Genomic DNA, 20,576 nt, shown 5'->3' on the forward strand with positions numbered 1-20,576 from the left:
ACAGATATGAAAACTATAAATAAAAGAAAAATATATTTCCTGATGCTTTCAGCTTTGCTTATAGCTGGCGGATGTAAAAAGGAAAGCTTTGTAGAAGCAAATTTAAATCCTTCTACCCTGTACGAAGTTAAACCTGAAGATCAGTTTCTTCGTGCGGCAGTTGGTTCGCAAGACGATTTTGAATATTTTGCAGATGTTTATCGTGCATCTAATTTATGGATGCAATATGCTACCTTAAGTACGGGAAACGGATTGAACTTTAATAATGTTGGTTCGCAGTTTAATACCCGCTATGGTAAAATATTTTATGGCAGATTAGGTCCTGCTTTAGTTGATGCAATAAAGAATATAGAAGCTATGCCTGATGCAGATAAAAATGCAAGGGTGAACATGAAAGCAATTTCACAAATACTTTTATCTTATTATGCATTTTATGTAAGTGATATTAATGGAAGCATTCCGTACAGCCAAGCTTTTCAGGCAAGGTATGGTGGTACCACAACGCCAGCTTATGATACCCAACAAGCATTATTTGCTAGGGTAGATGCCGAATTGAAGACTGCGGTAGCTACATTGAAAGGCAATGCTACCGGGCAAATCAGCCTTGGAGGAAATGATCCGTATTTTAATGGTGATGCTACACTTTGGGCTAAAGCAGCAAATGCTTTACGTTTGAAAATAGCTATACGTTTAATTAAGGTGGATCCTACAAAAATGAAAACCATTGCTACTGAAGTATTAGCTGATCCTGTGCAAATGTCAGGTGTTAATGATTCATGGATGCTAAAAGTAGGTCCTTCATATGCAGATGGTGGTGGTAACTTTAATCCGGCGAATTTTGCAGCAGGTAAACCGGTATTAGATTTTATGGTTGCCAAAGGAGATCCAAGGTTATCGGCTTTCTATCGTCCAAATGCAGCAGGAAATTATGTTGGTAGTTTTACCAGTCCTGATGAAGCAAAATTACCAGCGAATGCACCTTTATACGCATCAATCAACAATTTATCGCAGTTGCAACACAGGTTATTTACACCGAACTTTAATGAAAGTGATGGCTTGGGTGCGGGTACCGGTAAAGGATTTTTCCCCGTGTTAACTTATGCAGAGTATTGCTTTTTACGTGCAGATCTTGCCGCGCGTGGTGTAACTACAGATGTTGCCGAAACTTGGTATAAAAACGGGGTATATGCCTCTGTTCAATTCTATAGTGATAGAGCTGTTGATGCTAAAGTTGCAAATTTTAATGCAGTAACGGTTGGTGCAATTGACACCTATTACAATAAGGTTGGAATTAAATATGATGCAACTAAAGCAACCGAACAAATTGCTTGTCAGGCTTATCTTGACTTTTTTAGACAACCATTAGAAGCATGGGCATGGTGGAAAAGGACAGGTTTTCCTAATACTACATCAGTAATAGCCTGGTCTGACCTGAAAGCAAACGGTACACCACTTGTTTTAGCACGTAGAGCTGGTATCGATTTATTAAGCACTACCAACTTAAACTATGCAAACCAACAGGCAGCCATTGCTGAAATGGCAAAAAATCCTGATTTTGGAAGCGGACCAAATGATGCTTTTGGTCGTGTTTGGTGGGATAAAAAATAATCACTAAATTAAAAGAGCCCTTAGTAATTTTACTAAGGGTTCTTTTTAGTTAATAGCAATGAAATTATTTAATGTTTTTTTTCGATTGTTTTTTTTCTTAGCCATAAGCCACACACCGCTATTAATCCGGGCTCAGGAAAATTTAATATCAGCAACGAAAATAAAAACAATCAAACTGATAAATTTAAATGGTAAAGAAGGCCATCTAAATTTAGAAAAAGCAGTAGTGATTGTTTTTTTAAGTCCTGAATGTCCTTTGTGTAAAAATTACTTGCCAGGCCTGGTAAAACTTCAAAATGCCAATAAACAGCTAAATTTCTATGGTATAATTCCGGGGACCAGTTATTCATTAAAAGATATCAATCAACTTAAAAATGAATATGGTATCAACTTCAGTTTATTAACAGACCCGAACAAGCAGTTGGCTAAGTATTTAGGTGCTGCCACTACGCCCGAAGTTTTTTTAATCAATAAGATGGGCGCGATAACCTACAGCGGATTAATCGATAACTGGGCTATCTCACTTGGGCAAAAACGGCTGGTAATTACAGAGAAATATCTCGAGCAGGCAATAAAAGACCAGGTAAACGGCAAACAAATATTTAAAAAAACGATCCCCGTAGGATGCTTAATTAACGACATATAATGAGTCTAAAATCATTACCCTTATTAAAAAGTATTGCCTTTGCGATGGTTTTATTCGCTATTTTAAATAGTGCAAAAGCCCAAAAAATAACTTATTATAAAGATGTTGCACCCATTATTCAGAATAAGTGCCAGTCCTGCCATAGGCCTGGTGAAGCAGCTCCGTTTTCACTATTAACCTATGAAGATGTTGCGAAAAGAGCTTCTTTTATAAAAAAAGTAACGCAGTCTGGTTACATGCCACCGTGGAAACCGGATAATCACTATCGGTTATTTAAAAACGATAGATCTTTAACCAATGAAGAAAAGCAAACCATAGTTAAGTGGGTTGATGCTAAAATGCCAATGGGGGATGCCGGTGAAACGCCGAAAATAGCTGTTAAAACATATATAGAAGGTACTCAGTATTCAAGAAAACCTGACCTTATTTTAAAAACAACCTCAGTATTTAAAGTTTTAGGAGATAACAAGGAGCGGTTTATTGTTTTTAAAATCCCTTTTGATATAGGTACAGAAAAAAATGTTGAAGCGATGGAGTTTTTTTCGTCCAATAAGAAGGTTGTGCACCATGCTAACTTTGCTATTCACCCTGTGGCTAATGATATTGACATTAACCAGGGAGCTGAATTTTTGAATCTAACAGAAGACGACAGAACCAAATATTCGCAATACTTTCCTTTTAAAAAAACAATGACCTATTACGGGGGGTGGATTCCTGGAACATCTTATGAATCTTACCCTAATAACTTCGGTTGGGTAATGCCTAAACGTGGAGTTATTCTTTTAACCATTCACTACGCACCTGTTTCAAAAGATGAAGAAAATATTTCTGGTGTAAATTTCTTTTTTAAGAAAGCACCAATTGAAAGGAAAGTTGAAGTAATTAGTTTAGGATCGGCTGGCGTAGGCGAAAAGTCTATCGAACCTTATTTTTTTATTCCTGCTGATTCGGTAAGGAAGTTCGAACTAAAAATTACCACTCCACAAGATCAATCCTTGTTATACATTTGGCCACATATGCATTATTTGGGCAAAGTATTCAAATCATACGCAGTTACACCTAAAAAAGATACCATACAACTTGTTTCTATCCCATCGTGGGATTTTAGATGGCAGGAAATTTACCAGTTTAAAAATTTAGTAAAAATTCCAAAAGGCTCTGTATTAACCATAGAGGGTACTTACGACAATACAAAGGAGAATCCGCATAATCCTAGTAGTCCACCACGAAACGTTTACTCAGCAAATGATATGAAATCGACAGATGAAATGCTGACCATGTTACTTGTGTTTTTGCCTTATAAAGAGAATGATGAACAAATTGTCTTAAAGTAAGTAAACTTACAAAGAATAGTGTAGTTTAATTTTTTGGCCTGATCTAATAAAAATTATCATGAAAATAACAATGTGGTTATCTGCACTTCTATTCTCAGTGCTGGCGTTTGTTGTTAAAAATGCCAATGGACAAACGCCTTTATTTACTTTATTATCTGCAAAGGAAACCAATATTGGTTTTGTAAATAAAGTAGTCGAAACCGATTCGTTACATATTATGAATTACGAATATCTGTATAATGGATCGGGTGTTGGTGTGGCCGATTTTAATGGCGATGGCTTATCTGACATTTTTTTTTCGGCCAATGAGGTTGATAATAAATTGTACCTGAATAAGGGCAATTTAAAGTTCGAAGACATTACCAATAAGGCCCATGTAAGTGGAAATGGCACCTGGTCAACAGGTGTGTGTATTGCTGATGTAAATGCAGATGGGCTACCTGATATCTACGTTTGTCATTCTGGTAAATTTCCCGATAACAAACTTAAAAATGAATTATTTATTAATCAGGGAGTAAAAGGTGGGATACCTGTTTTTAAAGAAATGGCCGAGGCCTATGGGCTTGATGCCCCCGGAACTCAATCTACCCAGGCTGCATTTTTTGATTATGATAATGACGGCGACTTAGATATGTTTTTACTAAATCATTCTAACCAAACCTATAAACCCTTTTTAAATACCAAAAAAGTACGTGCTACACCCAATATGAAATTTGGGAACCGTTTGTTTAGAAATGATTCTAAAGGCAATCAATTTCATTTTACAGATGTTACATTAACCTCGGGTATAATTAATAATGCCTTAAATTTTGGGTTAAGTGTTGCTGTAAGCGATTTAAACAACGATGGATGGCCTGATATTTATACCTCGAGTGATTATACCGAACAAGATTGCCTATACATTAACAATAAAAACGGAACTTTTTCAGAAAGCATCCGGAAATCTATCAAGCATATCTCCAAATATTCAATGGGATCGGATATTGCTGATTATAATAACGATGGCCGCCCGGATATTATCACCTTGGATATGTTGCCTGAAGACAACCATCGGCAAAAGTTGCTAAAAGGACCGGATGAATATGACCAATATCACCTGCTAATTGATAGCGGTTATTATCAACAGCAAATGAGGAATATGCTTCATTTAAACGAAGGGCTTGCCGAAGATGGTAGTTTACGTTTTAGTGAAATCGGTCAGCTGGCAGGTGTTTCTAATACCGATTGGAGCTGGGCACCATTATTTGCCGATTTCGATAATGACGGCTGGAAAGATTTATTTGTTTCCAATGGTTATTTAAGAGATTTTACAGATATGGATTTTCTTAAATACACGGTTGCCAACGCGCAAAAAGAATCTCTTAAACAAGGTAGTTTAAAATTCCAGACTTTCGATTTGGTAAAAAAAATGCCTTCGAATAAAATATCCAATTACATTTTTTCTAATAACCATGACCTGACCTTTACCAATAAAACAGTAGAGTGGGGCGTATCAACACCTTCGGTTTCAAATGGTGCTGCTTATGCTGATTTAGATAACGATGGTGATCTGGATTTGATCGTTTGTAACATCAACTCACCGGTAATGGTGTATAAGAATAATTTGGAGCTACAAAAACCAAATTATTTAAAAATTAACCTTAAGGGAGCAGGACTAAATACAGCAGCAATAGGTGCTAAAATTTATGTTAAAACGGTTGATAGTTTGCAGTATCAGGAAAAATATGTAGTAAGGGGCTACCAATCCAGTGTAGATCAAAGCAATTGCTTTGGTTTAGGCAAAAATACCAGTATCAATTATGTGAAAATTATCTGGCCAGATGGTACAGAGAGTTTGCTGGAGCATGTAAAAGCAAATCAAACGCTAACCTTTAGTCAGGAAGAAGCTGTGAACAAAAAAACAAATATGGTTAAAGTAAAACCACTATTTGTTGATGGAACGACAGAATCGGGGTTAAACTTTAAACATACCGAAAACGACTTTGTCGATTTCAAAGGTGAAACCCTGTTACCTTATCAGTTATCCAAATATGGCCCTGCTCTGTGCAAAGCTGATGTTAACCAGGATGGTGTAATGGATGTTTTTATTGGTGGCGCAATTGGACAGTCTGGCCGATTGTTTTTAGGAAATAAGCAAGGAAATTATAGCCAGAGCCAAAGCCAGCCTTGGGATGAAGATAAAGCCAGTGAAGATGTCAATGCTATTTTCTTTGATGCAAATGGTGATGGAGGTCAGGATTTATGGGTAGTTAGTGGTGGAAATGAATATGATGAAAATGCTCCTGAATATCAGGATCGGTTATATTTAAATAATGGAAAGGGAATATTTACTAAGGTAAATGATGCGTTACCCAAAATGTGGAGTAGTAAACAGGCAATCGGTATTGCCGACTACGATAAAGATGGGGATTTAGATGTTTTTGTTGGAGGTATGAGTAAACCTGGATCTTTCCCTTTATGTGGTAAAAGTTATTTATTACGCAATGATTCAAAAGGTGGGGTTGTAAAATTTACTGATGTAACAAAAGAAGTTTCTCCTGAATTAGAGTATGTTGGAATTGCTGTAACGGCTGTATGGCAGGATTTGAATGCTGATGGATATCCTGAGTTGTTAATTGGAGGGGATTGGATGTCATTAAAGAAATTTAAAAACAATAAGGGAGTTTTACAATACGACAAAGATTCTGGTTTAGAAAATACAGATGGCATGTGGAGTAAAATTGTACCTATTGATGTGAATGGTGATGGTGCAATTGATTTTATTGCTGGAAATTGTGGCTTGAATAATCAGTTTAAGGCCAGTGATCAACAACCCATAACCATTCATGCATCAGATTTTAATGGTGACGGGGTAATAGATCCAATTATGTGCTATTACATTCAGGGTAAAAACTACCCAATGGCATCCAGAGATGAGTTACTCGATCAGATGGTACAGTTAAAAAAGAGATTTTTAAATTATAGTGCTTACGCAGATGTTACAATAGACCAGCTATTTAAGCCAGAACAATTGGATAAAAGTCAAAAGTTTTTCTGTAAGAAACTCGAAACATCTGTTTTATTAAATGATGGAACCGGAAAATTTACGATCAAATCACTCCCGATTGAAGCACAGTTTTCGCGAACATGGGGCATTGTTGTAGATGATTTTAATAAGGACGGAAAAGATGATATTCTTTTGGCAGGCAATTTTTATCCTTACAGGGTACAGCTCGGTCAGGCAGATGCCAGTTTAGGATTACTTTTAGTTGGAAATGGGAAAGGTGATTTTAAACCTCTGGCTCCCTATGAATCCGGACTATATATAGATGGCGACGTTAGGAATATAATTGAAATAAAGGAGGGCACAAAAAAAATCATTGTAGTTAAAAATAATGATCAGGTTGAACTTTTGAAGGCTAATAATTAGAACCAACATGATGAAGATATATTTGTTTTTGTTTGTTTTCAGCATTGCAATGAGTGCCAATGCGCAGTGGCATAAAAGTGAAAATGATCCATTGCCCTTACACAGATCGCAAAAGGCACTGTCTGATATTATTGTGAGCGACATATTTTCTCCTCCGGTTGCCAGTAGGATATTTGTTTATGCAAATATTGCTGCCTATGAAATTCAGGTTAAAAATAATCGTCAGTTTTTGTCTTTAAAAGGGCAGTTGAATAACTTTAATGGAATTCCAAATCCAGATAAAAAGAAGATCAGCTATTCGATTGCTGCAACATATGCTTACTGGCTGATTGGAAAAAGGCTTGTCTTTTCAGAGCAAGTGGCCTTAGATAGTTTAAACAATATACTTTCATGGTATAAGGCTAAAGGCTATCCTGATACGATAGTTCAAAATTCAATTCTATATGGTAAAATGGTTTCTGATACGGTTCTAAAATGGGTGGATCAGGATCAGTATAAAGAAACACGGAAATTAAGACGATATAGTTTAGTAAAGCAAGAAGGTAATTGGGCTCCCACACCTCCTGGTTACATGGCAGCTGTAGAGCCTTACTGGAATAGGATAAGGCCTCTTGTGATGAAAACTGCTGATCAATTTAAACCTGCAGCTCCTCCTCCTTATAGCAAAGATAAAAATAGTGCTTTTTTTACCAATGCAAATGAAGTTTACACGGTCGGTAGAAACCTGGATGAAAAACAGCTTGACATTGCCAAATTCTGGGATTGTAATCCATTCTTTTTAAATCTGAATGGGCATATGAACTACGCAACGAAAAAGATATCGCCAGGAGCACATTGGATTTCAATAGCTGGTATTGCCAGCCGATTGAAAAACTTTAATTATGTGCAAAGTAGTTCGGTCTATGCTTCTACCTGTATAGCCCTGTTTGATGCCTTTATAAGTTGCTGGGACGAAAAATACCGTAGTAATTACATCAGGCCTGAAACATTCATAAATGCCAATATAGACGAAAACTGGAGGCCAATTTTGCAAACACCACCCTTTCCTGAGTATCCAAGCGGGCATAGTGTAGCTTCAACTGCTGCAGCATGTGTGCTTACTAAAATATTTGGTGATAAGTTTAAGTTTCAGGATAATACTGAGACCGATTTTGGATTACCCGTGCGGAGCTTCACTTCTTTTAACCAGGCGGCTAACGAGGCCGCTATTAGCAGGCTTTATGGAGGTATTCATTACCGGCCAGCTATTGAGAATGGCCAGATTCAAGGCAGAAATATTGGCGCGAATCAAATCGAAAAAATTAAAATGAAAAAAGATTAATGACATCATTTAACCATGAAAAAAATATATTTAACCCTTATTTATTTAGTTACTTTTGTGAAATTCTCGGATGCCCAGCAGAACGATATTATGCCACAATCCGAAATTTACGAATGGCCTAAAGATGCTGCAGTTAAACAAAAACTCGAATCCTGGCAGGATAAGAAGTTTGGAATGATCATTCACTGGGGCCTTTATGCCGTGCCGGGCATTATCGAATCGTGGTCTATATGTTCAGAAGACTGGATTGAGCGCGATACCACCGTTAGTTACGATGATTACAAAAAATGGTACTGGGGTTTAAGCACACAATTTAATCCGACAAAATTTAACCCCGAACAGTGGGCTAAAGCCGGTAAAGCTGCGGGGATGAAGTATTTGGTTTTTACCACCAAACACCACGATGGTTTTGCCATGTTCGATACCAAGCAATCTGATTTTAGCATTGCTAAAGGTCCGTTTGCAAATAACAGCAGGAAAGACGTTGCAAAATATGTATTTGATGCTTTCCGCAAAGAAAATTTTATGATCGGTGCCTATTTTTCTAAACCCGATTGGCACTCGCAATATTATTGGTGGGATAAATACGCCACTGCCGACCGCAACAACAATTATGACATCCGCAAATACCCATGGAGGTGGAATATGTTTAAAAACTTTACCCAAAACCAAATAGGAGAGTTAATGAACAATTATGGAAGCATAGATATTCTGTGGTTGGATGGCGGTTGGGTAAGACCATTGGAAACCGTTAACGAAGAAGTACTTTCTTGGGGTGCAAATATCCCAAAATGGAGCCAGGATATCGATATGCCGAAAATTGCGGCCATGTCGAGAAAAGCACAACCAGGGTTACTCATGGTAGATAGGACGGTGCACGGTCAGTTTGAAAACTACCAAACACCCGAGCAGAAAATCCCAGAAACACAGTTAGATTACCCTTGGGAGAGCTGCATGACTTTGGGCGGTGCCTGGGGTTTCGTACCGAACGATCAATACAAATCGGCCGGCAATGTGGTGCACAAGCTGGTAGAAATTGTAGCTAAAGGCGGCAGCTTACTTTTGGGTATTGGCCCAAAAGCAGATGGAACATTGCCAGATGACGTGGTGAATAAATTAACCGAAATTGGCAAATGGACAAGTAAGAACGGCGCTGCTATTTACGGAACAAGAATCACTGAAAATTACCACGACGGCCAAAACTGGTTTACACAAAGTAAAGATGGCAAAACCGTTTACGGCATATACTTAATGAATGACACGCCTGTTAAAGAAATTTCGTGGCAGGGAAATATTCCTAAAAAAGGAACACTGATTACACTTTTAAGCAACAATCAGAAAATAAAATGGAAACTGGTAAATGGCAAAGTTCAGTTCAGTTTCCCTAAAACGGACGAGAAAATAGCCCTTGCATTTTCGTTTACACCCGAATCCAAATAATTATGCTTAAAACTAATAGATACATTTTTTTATTATCAGCATTATTGGCCTCAGGCGGAATTTGTGCACAAACTAAGCAAGTGCAAAGCCTTCCCTATAAAAATCCAAAATTAAGTATCGATTTAAGGGTAAAGGATCTCGTAGCGAGAATGACGCCCGAAGAAAAATTCTGGCAGTTGTTCATGGTACCCGGTGATGTAGATGGAATTGCAAAAGGGAACTATAAAAATGGAATTTTTGGCTTGCAGATTAGTGCGCAATCGGGCGGGGCAGGCGAGGCTCAGCAATTGCTGAGTTACAATACCACCGAAAACGCTTTTACCCTCGCTAAAAAGGTTAACCAGTTACAAAGTTACTTGGTTAACAGTACCCGGCTCGGTATCCCGATGTTGGCGTTTGATGAAGCTTTGCATGGTTTGGTGCGAAAAAACGCAACAGCCTTTCCACAATCGATCGGCTTAGCCGCTACGTTTGATACATTAACCATGGCCAATATTGGCAAAAGAATTGCACACGAGGCCAAGGTTAGGGGCATAAGGGATGTATTGGCACCAGTAATAAACATGGCTGATGATGTGCGCTGGGGACGTGTGGAAGAAACTTATGGTGAAGATCCATATCTAACCAAAGTGATGGGCGTGGCGTTTATGAATGCCATCGAAAGGGAAAATGTTGTGGTTACGCCCAAGCACCTTATAGCTAATGTTGGCGATGGTGGAAGAGATAGTTATCCCATTCAAAAAACTGAAAGGTTTTTGAGGGAAATACACTTTCCGGCATTTGAAGAAGGGGTGAAAAAGGCTGGTATACGTTCGGTAATGACCTCTTATAACAGTGTAGATGGAACGCCTGCAACTTCAAATTATTGGCTTTTAACCAAAACCTTAAAAAAAGACTGGGGCTTTAAAGGCTTTGTGATTTCTGATGCAGGTGCAGTGGGCGGTGCAAATGTACTGCACAATACCTCAAAAAGTTATGCCGAATCTACTGTACAGGCTTTAAATGGAGGATTGGATGTTATTTTTCAGGTAGAATATGAACACTACAAACTTTTTAAACCACCATTTTTAGATGGCAGCATTCCACAGGCACGCATAGATGATGCTGTTTCGAGGGTTTTAAGGGCCAAGTTTGAGTTGGGCTTATTTGAAAATCCTTATGTTTCAGAAAAAGATGCAGAAGCGTCGCTTACTGATCTTTCGGCAAAGGCACTGGCCAAAAAATCGGCTTTAGAGTCGTTTGTTCTGCTCAAAAACAATCAAAATACCTTGCCGCTAAAACAACCGAAAAACATCCTGGTACTGGGGCAAGATGCTGTAGAGGCCCGTTTGGGTGGATATAGCGGAACGGGGTTGGGTAAAATCAGCATTCTGGATGGAATAAAATCCAGGGCTGGCGATTTAATCAAGGTCAATTATGCACAGGGGAGTTTTAGGGAAAGTGGGAAATATGTAGTTGTCGATTCTACCTTTCTAAGTTCAAAAAATGGGAAGGGTTTAACTGGCGAATACTTTAATACCACAGATCTTTCTGGAAATCCGGTACTAACCAGAAGGGATAAACAGATTGATTTTATGTGGACACTCTATTCGCCAAACGAGAAATTGGCAACAGATAATTACTCGGTAAGGTGGCAGGGAGAAATTAAACCGTTAAAAACAGGCACATTTCAGATCGGTTTGGCAGGTAACGATGGTTACCGCCTGTACTTGGATGGAAAGCTGATTATCGATCAATGGAACAAAACTTCTTACCATACCCGTACCGAAGACTTTAATTTTGAAGCAGGTAAAGCCTATCCAATCAAAATCGAGTTTAAGGAGCCAAAGGGCAATGCCTATGTCAAGTTGATCTGGAATTATGACATCGTAGATAAAGAAGCCCAAATGCTTGCAGAAGCCAAAGAAATGGCTAAAGATGCAGATGTCATTGTAGTAGCTGCAGGAATAAAAGAAGGCGAATTTTTGGACCGCGCTATGCTGAGCTTACCCGGCAACCAAGAATTATTAATTCAGGAAATGGCTAAAACGGGCAAACCTGTTATTGTATTACTGGTTGGTGGGAGTGCCATAACGATGAGCAACTGGATAAACAATGCTTCGGCAATTTTAAATGTGTGGTACCCGGGAGAGGAAGGGGGTACAGCTGTAGCCGAGACTTTATTTGGCGATTATAATCCTGCTGGCAGACTTCCCATTACTTATCCGGTTCATGAAGCACAGTTGCCACTTGTTTACAACCATAAGCCTACAGGTAGGGGAGATGATTATAACAATTTAAGTGGAGAGCCACTGTTCCCATTTGGCTATGGCTTAAGCTATACCAGCTTCGAATACAGCAATATTACCTTGGCTAGGAAAGAAATTAAAGCGAATGAAAGTACTACTGTAAGCTTTACCCTTAAAAATACCGGCAGTAGAGATGGCGAAGAAGTGGCACAATTGTATTTGCGCGATATGTTGGCCAGTGTGGTTAGGCCTGTTTTGGAGTTAAAAGGATTTCAAAGGGTTAAACTCAAGGCTGGCGAAAGCAAAACCTTAAGTTTTAAAATTACACCCGAAATGCTACAGATGCTCAATGCCAATTTGAAAACAGTTATTGAGCCTGGCGATTTCAGGATCATGATCGGTTCATCCAGCCGCGAGCTCCAATTGAAAGAAATATTAACAGTAAAACCTTAAAGATAATTCTCAGCCCTGTATGGTGGGTTATAATCATACGTGTTGCCGTAGAACCTGGTTAGTTCTACGGCTTTTTTATTTGTTTTTATTTGTGCCTATCGGTCGGTGTCTCACCGACCGAAACCTATAGCAGTAAGCTGGCTGGTCGGAACACTAACCAGTTAGCATAATACGATTATCTCAATCCTTCAATCCCTAATTTCTCTGCCAGTTCATTCAAATCGTTAACCACCACATCAATTAAAGGGATACCACTAATCTTTCTTTCCTGTTCAAATTCATGTTCAGGCTCGCCGGGAATAATTACTTTTTTATCGGGATCTATTGTTTTTGCACTTTTAAAGCGTTCTACCCAGTTATCAAGGTGGCTCTTGAAATCTTCTGCTGGTCTAAATCCATCTACACGCATGGCGCCTAAAAAGTGGCCCAATCCTTCGCCCACCGGATTTGCAGAAGGTTCTAAAAAAGCCACAAAAGGAGGCACCCACGGGCCATAATTGGCGCCGGAAAGCACGGCCGATAAAATATCAACTGTTGCACTCAATCCATAGCCTTTATGGCTGCCATGGTCTTTATCGCTGCCCAAAGGTAAAAGGGAACCTCCGTTTTTTAATTCGTTGGGGTTGGTAGAGTTTTCTCCATTTTTATCCTGTACCCAGCCATCCGGAATACTTTTATTGGCTCTCTGTGCAATTTCCAATTTCCCATTGGCGGCAGCTGCGGTTGCCATATCTACAATTACCGGGGGGTATTTCCCCGCTGGGAAGGCATAACACATCGGGTTAGTGCCCAATAAACGTTCGTTGGCATAAGTAGGGGCCACCAAAGGGCTGGCGTTGGTCATGCTGATGCCGATCATATCTTTTTCCACGGCCATTAAGGCATGGTAACCTGCAATGCCAAAATGGTTTGAGTTTTTAACCGATACCCAGCCACTGCCATATTTTTCTGCTTTTTCAATGGCCACTTTCATGGCAAAAGGTGCAACCACCAAACCCAGGCCCGCATCGCCATCAATGGTGGCGGTGGTAGGTGTTTCGTACACAATTTTAATATCTGGGGTAGCATTGATCCTGTTCTTTTCCCACAAGCGCACATAGCCGCTCAAACGTGCAACACCGTGCGAATCGATACCGCGTAAATCAGAACGGATTAAAACATCGGTTGCTAAATCTGCATGTGCATCAGAGCAGCCCATTTTCTTAAAAACGTTATAGGTAAAGGTGCGGAGTTTGGTTTCGGTAAAAGTGATGAAGTTCATAACATATTATTTGTCGTCACCCTGAATTCATTTCAGGGTCTCTCATGATAGATGCTAATCCTGAAGCTTCGGGACAGCATGACGGATCTAAAAATAAACTAAGGCAATAAAACAGTAAAATCGCCGCCCAGGGGTTCGAAATTTTCGATGCATGAGGAAAGAAAATCTTCTCCATAATTTACATACATAGGCGCAATGTTAAGCGTACGTTCTTGCAGGGCTCCATTGGGGAAAAGCCTTTTCTTTACATTATCTATTTGAAGCAGGGCCATTTCGTGCTTCCGTTTTTCGGCCCTGAACAATTTTTTCTCCAGGTTGGCCAATAAATGATTGGTTCTCTGTTTTGCCGTATCAGTTGAAACAGAAAGTGTTTTATCAATTTTATAGGCGTTTAGCTTAATCTGATCGAAAATGCTGTTTATAGCCCTGGTTTCATCTGTTAAACTCAACTGTGCCGTAGAATTTCTTTTCACCCAGGTATTCTTCAGTTCTTCAACCGGTAGGAAAATATCTTCCAAAGAAAAACCTAATTTATAAAGGTTTTCGGCGCTTCTTTTATCAATCAATAAGGCCGAATTGCGCAAAAGCAGAACCGGAAAATCGACCTTGTAAAAATCGAAATTTGCTTTCAGCTGCATCCAATAGGCAACCTCTGCTCCACCACCTATATAGGCAATGTTGGGCAGGATAATTTCCTGGTACATAGGCCTCATTACCACATTTGGACTAAAACGCTCGGGGTGCGAATCTATTTCGGCTTTAAGTTCTTCTTCCGTGAAACTGATATCGGTATGGTTAACTGTATATTTCCCCTTTTCGAAAATCAAACGTTCGCGGAGGTTATCAATGAGATAAAAGAAATTAATATCCCTCCCATTTACCTGCGTTTTATAGCCCAGATCTTCGAGGTTTTTTGAGCTGTTTTCGATGTTTTTTGCACTGTTGTGCTTAATAATATCTTCGGTAATGATGCTGGCAAATTGTTTTTTGAGCTGTGCATCATCTGCATTAACAATAACAAGCCCATATTTTTCGAACAGGTTATTTACCAAGAACCGTGTAGCATCTGCTAAATTATCATGCTGCAGGTAGGCCTGCTCTACCAGTTTGGCAATCCGCTTTCCATTTCTCGATATACCCAGATAACCTTTGTATGCGGTTACAGCTGCAGCAACGGTTTTAGTGCTCAGCCTTCCGGTTGCGCCATTGGTTTGCTGTATCCAACTGATGTTTTTCTCATCAACACTTACGTGGTTAATTTCTTCAAAATCGTGATCCTCTGTAGCCATCCAATACACCGGTACAAAATTTTTATCCGGGTGGGCCATTTTCAGCTCAATGGCCAAATTAATGGTGGTTACAATTTTATAGATAAAATAAAGCGGACCTGTAAACAGGTTTAACTGGTGACCGGTTGTTACGGTAAAAGTATTGTCGAGGCCTAAAAGTTCGATGTTTTTGGTAACCGATTTATTAGGCTGTAAATGCTGGTACTGATCCTGCAGCACCTTAACCAAGGTTGCCCGGTTTCCGGTAAAATTCCTATTTTCGATTGCTTTGGCCAAACCCTCCATATCAGGGCGGTAACTGTAAAAAGCTTTAAGCTGTTCTTCGTTGTTAATATAATCCAAAACCAGTTTTGAAAATGATCCGGTTTCCTGATATGAGATATATTTTGCCTGCATGATGTGCGAAAGTAATGCAATTTAAGGATAATTATAAAGCCACGTAACTATTTTACAATTGTTAAATAATTAGAGATTGCTTTCTATCGCCCCAACTTTTTCCCGGTATAAATCAATTGGGGCATCTAAAAGCACCGCAATAACAGTTAATTCGGTATCCAGTTTATCTTCTGGTATAGGAATGTAAACAATGCCCGGTATTTTGCTCCAGTACAGTTTGTTGTAAATTTCGTGGTTCAGCATCGTGCCTTCGCCAACCACCCTTATCCGGCTAATGTTGTTTTTTAAGCCTTTTATGGCAATGGGGCCGGTTGGTTTTCCTTCTACAAAAAGATAAAGCGTTTGCTTATCGGCAGAAAGGGCTGTATTGCCTTGATAATGACCAGCCGGTATTCCTTTTCCGGTTTTGTAAAGTGCCTCGGCATTTTTAATTACCCAGTTGCTGATCTTTTGGTCTATGTTATTAATTCCCGGATTAAAATCTAAACCATCAACAGGTAAACTGGTATTTTGAAATACATTTATACCTGCATTTAAATTTGCAGCCAGTTTGCTCAGGTTTAAATTGGTTAAGCCCCGTTGTTTTGGGGCAGCATATAAGTCTGCCAATGAAAGTGTTTCCCGTTGCTCATCAGCGAGTTGGATCGGGCCATTTAACGATACTTTTACTACGGTTACGTCACTGTCAAAATCTGCTTCCTTAAAATTAAGGAGATAATCTGTTTCATTTAATTTAATTGTATATGGCTGTGCTTTGTTTCCAACCACTTCAATCTTGTTTATTTTTGATTTTATACCTGAAAGTAAAATCCCGTTTTTGGTTTTATAGTCGAGATATAAGTACAATACATCTTTATTTTTAGATAAGGTTGTTTTACCAACAATATGCCCAGCCGGGATGCCGGCCTGTGTGCCATAAATGGCTTCGCTGTGTTTTGAGGTCCAACGGCCTAAATCTTTTAAAATTTTAACCTGTTCGGGGGCTATGGTGCCATCTGCTTTTGGACCGATATCCAACAATAAATTTCCGCCCATGCTAATGCAATCAACCAGGGTGCGGATAATCATGTTCGAAGATTTGTAGTGGTTATCGTAAGGTTGGTAGCCCCACGAATCGTTCATGGTATAGCAAAGTTCCCACTCAGGCGAGCTGGGCTTAACCACCGGAACGCCCTGTTCTGGCGTATCGTAATCGCCATGACCATTTAAGCGTGAGTTGATAATGATCTGCGCATTTACCCTGCGTAAATTCTCCAATATATTTTTGGCCTGCCACTCTTCTCCGCTATGTTCCCAATCGCCATCAAACCACACCAGATCGGGATGATACTGAACTGAAAGCTCATTTAGCTGCCCTTGAAAATAGTTCTGGAATTTTTTAAAACGGGCAGGATCCTGTTTATAATCGTAGCGTTTTCTATCCCTCGTAAAACCATCATAATCTGGGTAACTCCAATCGGGCAACGAAAAATAGAGACCGGTTTTTAATCCTGATTTTTTCAGCTCGCTAACAAATGGTGTAATTAAATCTCTTTTGGCTGCACTGTTTTTTAAGGTTGTGGTCGCATTTGGCATTTTGCTATCCCAAAGGGAAACCCCATCATGGTGTTTGGTGGTGATGACGGCATATTTAGCACCGCTTTCTTTGATCAGGCTTACCCATTCTGCTGGTTTATATTTTGAAGCGTTAAAACCTTCAAGCTGTTTCATATAAGCATCGTGGTTGATGTAATTGTTGAAGAAAGACCACGATTCGGAAATGCCGTTTACGGAGTAGATGCCCCAGTGGATAAAAATGCCCAGTTTGGCATCAGCAAACCATTGCATTTTCTGATCTGGAGCTGTTTGTTGGGCACAAAGCTGATTACCAGTGAGGAGTGTAGAAAATAGGATAAGAAACCTTAAATAACGCATCATATTGGTTAGTGTAAATAAGCGTTAAATATACTGTTTTTGGAAAGATTTTGGCAGGAAAAGGGCGTGTATTTAAATATTTTATTCCGTGATTTCTGTGTTTCCGTGGCTAAAAAAAATCTCCCGAAATTACGCCTCAAAAAAAAAAGCCGTCCCGAAAAATCGGGACGGCTTGTAAAAATATTTGGTTTAGTGATTTACCATTTTTTACGGCGCTCACCACCTTCGCGGTTGCCGCCTTCTCTGCGTCCACCACCAGTGTTACCACCTTTATCGTCACGGCTACGTCCAGAGAAATCCCTGAAACCGCCACCGCTGTTTCCACCTTCACGTCTTCCGCTACCGCCGCCAGATCTTCTATCGCCGCCACGGAAACCACCGCCACCGCCGCCTCTGCGTTCACCGCCGAAACCACCGCTACGTCTTTCTCCGCCACCGCGTCTTTCACCACCTTCACGACCACCGTCTCCGCTTTTCTCAATGCGTACCTGACGTCCGTTAAACTCAACAGATTTAAAGCCTTCAAAAACTTTGTCAGCTACATCGTCTTCCACTTCAAAGAAAGAGAAAACACCTTTTAAATCGATTTTACCAACGCTTTTGCCACCAATTTTACCGTTGTTACAGATAAATGATAACATATCACCGCGGGTAAACTCATCTACAGAACCTAAGTTGATGAATAAACGGGTGTAACCTTCGCTACCACGTCCGCGTCCACCTCTTTCGCCTCTATCCGATCCACGTTCATCACCAACAGCTGCATTTAGATCAGGTGCTTTAGAATAGTAATCCAAGAAACGGTTAAACTCTAATGAAGCAAAACGTTTGATCACATCTTCTTTAGATAAATCGGCAAATTCGTCCATAATGCGGGGAATATACTGATCAATCTGTTCGTTGTTAACCTCTACGTTATGTACTTTATGTACCAAAGAGAATAATTGTTTTTCGCAAACATCAAATCCTGTAGGTAACTCAGCTTTGGTAAATTGTTTACCAATAATGCGCTCCAACTGACGGATTTTTCCTAGTTCTTTAGAGTTGATGATACAGATCGAAATACCGGTTTTACCTGCACGGCCGGTACGGCCAGAACGGTGGGTATAACTTTCAATCTCATCAGGTAAAGAATAGTTAACTACGTGAGTTACACCACTTACATCGATACCACGGGCAGCAACATCAGTAGCAATTAACAATTGCATGTTACGCTCACGGAAACGTTGCATTACTTTATCACGTTGTTGTTGCGATAAATCGCCGTGTAAAGCATCAGCATTGTAACCATCTTTAATTAAATGCTCAGCAATATCCTGGGTATCTAATTTTGTTTTACAGAATACAACCCCGAAAATATCTGGGTTAAAATCTACAATACGTTTTAGGGCAGCGTATTTATCACGTGCACGAACAATGTAATATTCGTGTTCGATGTTTACGTTACCCGTGTTTTTTGTGCCCATGGTTAATTCTACAGGGTTATCCATGTAGTTTTTAGCAATACGGCGAACCTCTGAAGGCATCGTAGCTGAAAATAACCAGGTTTTTTTGTCATCAGGAGTAGTTGATAAAATATCGTTGATGTCATCCTGGAAACCCATGTTTAACATCTCGTCAGCTTCATCAAGCACAACATATTTAACGTTTGAAAAATCAATGGCTTTACGGCCAATGATATCCAACATACGGCCGGGCGTGGCCACTACGATCTGAATTCCCTGACGGATTTCGCGCAGTTGTTGCATAATGTTCGCACCACCGTAAACGGCAACTACGTGGGCATTAGCAATGTTTTTAGAAAAGTTTTTAAGGTCGTTAGCGATCTGCAAGCATAACTCACGTGTAGGGCACAAAATCAATGCCTGTGGTTTATTAACTTTAAAATCGATTAGTTCTAACAGCGGCAAACCAAATGCGGCTGTTTTTCCTGTTCCTGTTTGGGCCAAACCAACAAAATCATTAGTGCCTTCTAACAGTACAGGAATACTTTGCTCCTGAATAGGTGTTGGATTTTCAAATCCAAGATCCTTTACGGCATTAACGACGTCATCACTTATCCCCAATAATTGAAATGGGTTTGTCATTCGTCTTTTTATTTTTAATTGAGCCGCAAAGGTAAGGTTAATATTCCGTATTTCACAGATAATCAAGTAAATAGTTTTTGGGGCTAATTATTTGAAAATAAGGAAGTAATGAAAGCGGTAAAATGGACGATGGGAAATGGAAGCAGCCCTGCATCAACCGGCAACCGAAATTCTGTATGCTTAGCTAAGGTTTTTTTTAAATAAACATTGATGTTATTCTATCAGTTGGTATTGATATTTATTTAATATTGCTTCCTGTTGGATCTGATCAGGACTTTGTAAGCCGCTTTTTTATAGCTATTATCAGTAATATGGTTTAATAAATAATTATAGGTATTTGCTTTATCCGGATCATTTTGGCTGAAACGATCAATGGCGTATTTGGCCAATACATATTCCCTGAGCTGCTGATCAGTATTTTTTTCTTTCAAAAAAACATCCAATGTTTCTATGGAGATTGGCCTTTTTTCAAGGTTAAGCAAGCTTAGGTAGTGCTTTAATGCAGCCGCTCCGTAACTGAAAGAAAGCTTTAAATATTTGGGATTATTGAAATCGTATCTTCTTTGAAAATTGATGAACATTTCGCTCACGTTGTGCCGTTCGGCATATTTAAAATACCATAAACTCAAGGCATATTTAGCGTCCAGCCGGGCCCTTTCAACTAAGCTATCAGGAATGTTTTTTGCGTTTGCATCTATAAAAACCTTGATGTCGTTCTCCATTTTTTCAATGGCAGCCATCATCATCTTTTCATCAAAACTTCCCAGTTGGATATTTTCTGGTGCCTTACTTATTTCCCTTTGATAATTAAATAAGAAGGTATTCATGTCGGCATTGTCTCCCTCAAACTTCAGATTGTCATAAAAATTCACATAATCGGAAGTAAACTTAAATTCTTTGCCTTTTTCTAGATAAGCCTCAAAAGTATTCGGACCAAAATTAATGATGTAATACCCAGTGCCCTTGAGCTGTAGGGTATCTTTAAGCTTACCACTCGCGTAAAGGTGCATGGTGGTGTCGGGATCAGGATCTAACGAATTTGGCGAATAAACATCCACCTGACTGCCCATCCACGACTGGAAATTTGTTAATTGTGCATTAACGTAAATTTTGTTTTTATCCTTCGAACTGCAACCAAGCAATAGGGCCGCAACCAAGAAAAAGAGCGTATTTTTCATGTCGGGAAATTA

12 protein-coding genes are annotated in these 20,576 nt (G+C 39.4%); 7 read left to right on the plus strand and 5 right to left on the minus strand.

The annotated features are described in order from the left end of the window. Nucleotides 1-6: 6 nt before the first annotated feature. From ACS5PU_RS02740 to ACS5PU_RS02770, 7 genes are read left to right on the plus strand one after another with little or no spacing between them, the layout of a single operon-like run. On the plus strand, nucleotides 7-1,608 hold the full coding sequence (locus ACS5PU_RS02740) for a SusD/RagB family nutrient-binding outer membrane lipoprotein (protein ID WP_439457733.1): 1,602 nt from the start codon (nucleotides 7-9) through the stop codon (nucleotides 1,606-1,608). Between the two features lie 58 nt (nucleotides 1,609-1,666). Further along, nucleotides 1,667-2,254 (plus strand): redoxin domain-containing protein, encoded by a 588-nt coding sequence (locus ACS5PU_RS02745; RefSeq protein ID WP_439457734.1) that lies wholly within the window; start codon nucleotides 1,667-1,669, stop codon nucleotides 2,252-2,254. Continuing rightward, nucleotides 2,254-3,588 carry a monooxygenase gene (locus tag ACS5PU_RS02750; RefSeq protein ID WP_439457735.1) on the plus strand — a complete coding sequence of 445 codons (1,335 nt, stop codon included), beginning with the start codon at nucleotides 2,254-2,256 and terminating at the stop codon, nucleotides 3,586-3,588. Before ACS5PU_RS02745 ends, ACS5PU_RS02750 begins: the two co-directional genes overlap by 1 nt. 58 nt (nucleotides 3,589-3,646) lie before the next feature. Further along, nucleotides 3,647-6,997: a VCBS repeat-containing protein gene (locus ACS5PU_RS02755; RefSeq protein ID WP_439457736.1), complete on the plus strand. Its 3,351-nt coding sequence runs from the start codon at nucleotides 3,647-3,649 to the stop codon at nucleotides 6,995-6,997. 7 nt (nucleotides 6,998-7,004) lie between these two features. Then, nucleotides 7,005-8,318: a vanadium-dependent haloperoxidase gene (locus ACS5PU_RS02760; RefSeq protein ID WP_439457737.1), complete on the plus strand. Its 1,314-nt coding sequence runs from the start codon at nucleotides 7,005-7,007 to the stop codon at nucleotides 8,316-8,318. Between the two features lie 15 nt (nucleotides 8,319-8,333). Further along, nucleotides 8,334-9,758, plus strand: coding sequence for an alpha-L-fucosidase (locus tag ACS5PU_RS02765; protein ID WP_439457738.1), 1,425 nt, complete (start codon nucleotides 8,334-8,336; stop codon nucleotides 9,756-9,758). A 2-nt stretch (nucleotides 9,759-9,760) separates the two neighbouring features. Then, nucleotides 9,761-12,439: a glycoside hydrolase family 3 N-terminal domain-containing protein gene (locus ACS5PU_RS02770; protein ID WP_439457739.1), complete on the plus strand. Its 2,679-nt coding sequence runs from the start codon at nucleotides 9,761-9,763 to the stop codon at nucleotides 12,437-12,439. Between the two features lie 175 nt (nucleotides 12,440-12,614). Here ACS5PU_RS02770 and ACS5PU_RS02775 read toward each other — a convergent pair whose 3' ends face one another. The 5 genes from ACS5PU_RS02775 to ACS5PU_RS02795 all read right to left on the minus strand — a co-directional run bounded on the left by ACS5PU_RS02775 (nucleotide 12,615) and on the right by ACS5PU_RS02795 (nucleotide 20,564). Continuing rightward, nucleotides 12,615-13,700 (minus strand): Ldh family oxidoreductase, encoded by a 1,086-nt coding sequence (locus tag ACS5PU_RS02775; protein WP_439457740.1) that lies wholly within the window; start codon nucleotides 13,698-13,700, stop codon nucleotides 12,615-12,617. A gap of 98 nt (nucleotides 13,701-13,798) precedes the next feature. After that, on the minus strand, nucleotides 13,799-15,385 hold the full coding sequence (gene bshC, locus ACS5PU_RS02780; RefSeq protein ID WP_439457741.1) for a bacillithiol biosynthesis cysteine-adding enzyme BshC: 1,587 nt from the start codon (nucleotides 15,383-15,385) through the stop codon (nucleotides 13,799-13,801). A gap of 69 nt (nucleotides 15,386-15,454) precedes the next feature. Beyond that, nucleotides 15,455-17,302 (minus strand): alpha-L-fucosidase, encoded by a 1,848-nt coding sequence (locus tag ACS5PU_RS02785; RefSeq protein WP_439457742.1) that lies wholly within the window; start codon nucleotides 17,300-17,302, stop codon nucleotides 15,455-15,457. 194 nt (nucleotides 17,303-17,496) lie between these two features. Further along, on the minus strand, nucleotides 17,497-19,386 hold the full coding sequence (locus ACS5PU_RS02790; protein ID WP_439457743.1) for a DEAD/DEAH box helicase: 1,890 nt from the start codon (nucleotides 19,384-19,386) through the stop codon (nucleotides 17,497-17,499). A 242-nt stretch (nucleotides 19,387-19,628) separates the two neighbouring features. Beyond that, nucleotides 19,629-20,564, minus strand: a complete 936-nt coding sequence (locus tag ACS5PU_RS02795) for a hypothetical protein (RefSeq protein WP_439457744.1) — start codon at nucleotides 20,562-20,564, stop codon at nucleotides 19,629-19,631. Nucleotides 20,565-20,576 lie beyond the last annotated feature (12 nt).

The sequence above is a fragment of the Pedobacter sp. GSP4 genome (assembly GCF_051857575.1).
Classification (GTDB): domain Bacteria; phylum Bacteroidota; class Bacteroidia; order Sphingobacteriales; family Sphingobacteriaceae; genus Pedobacter.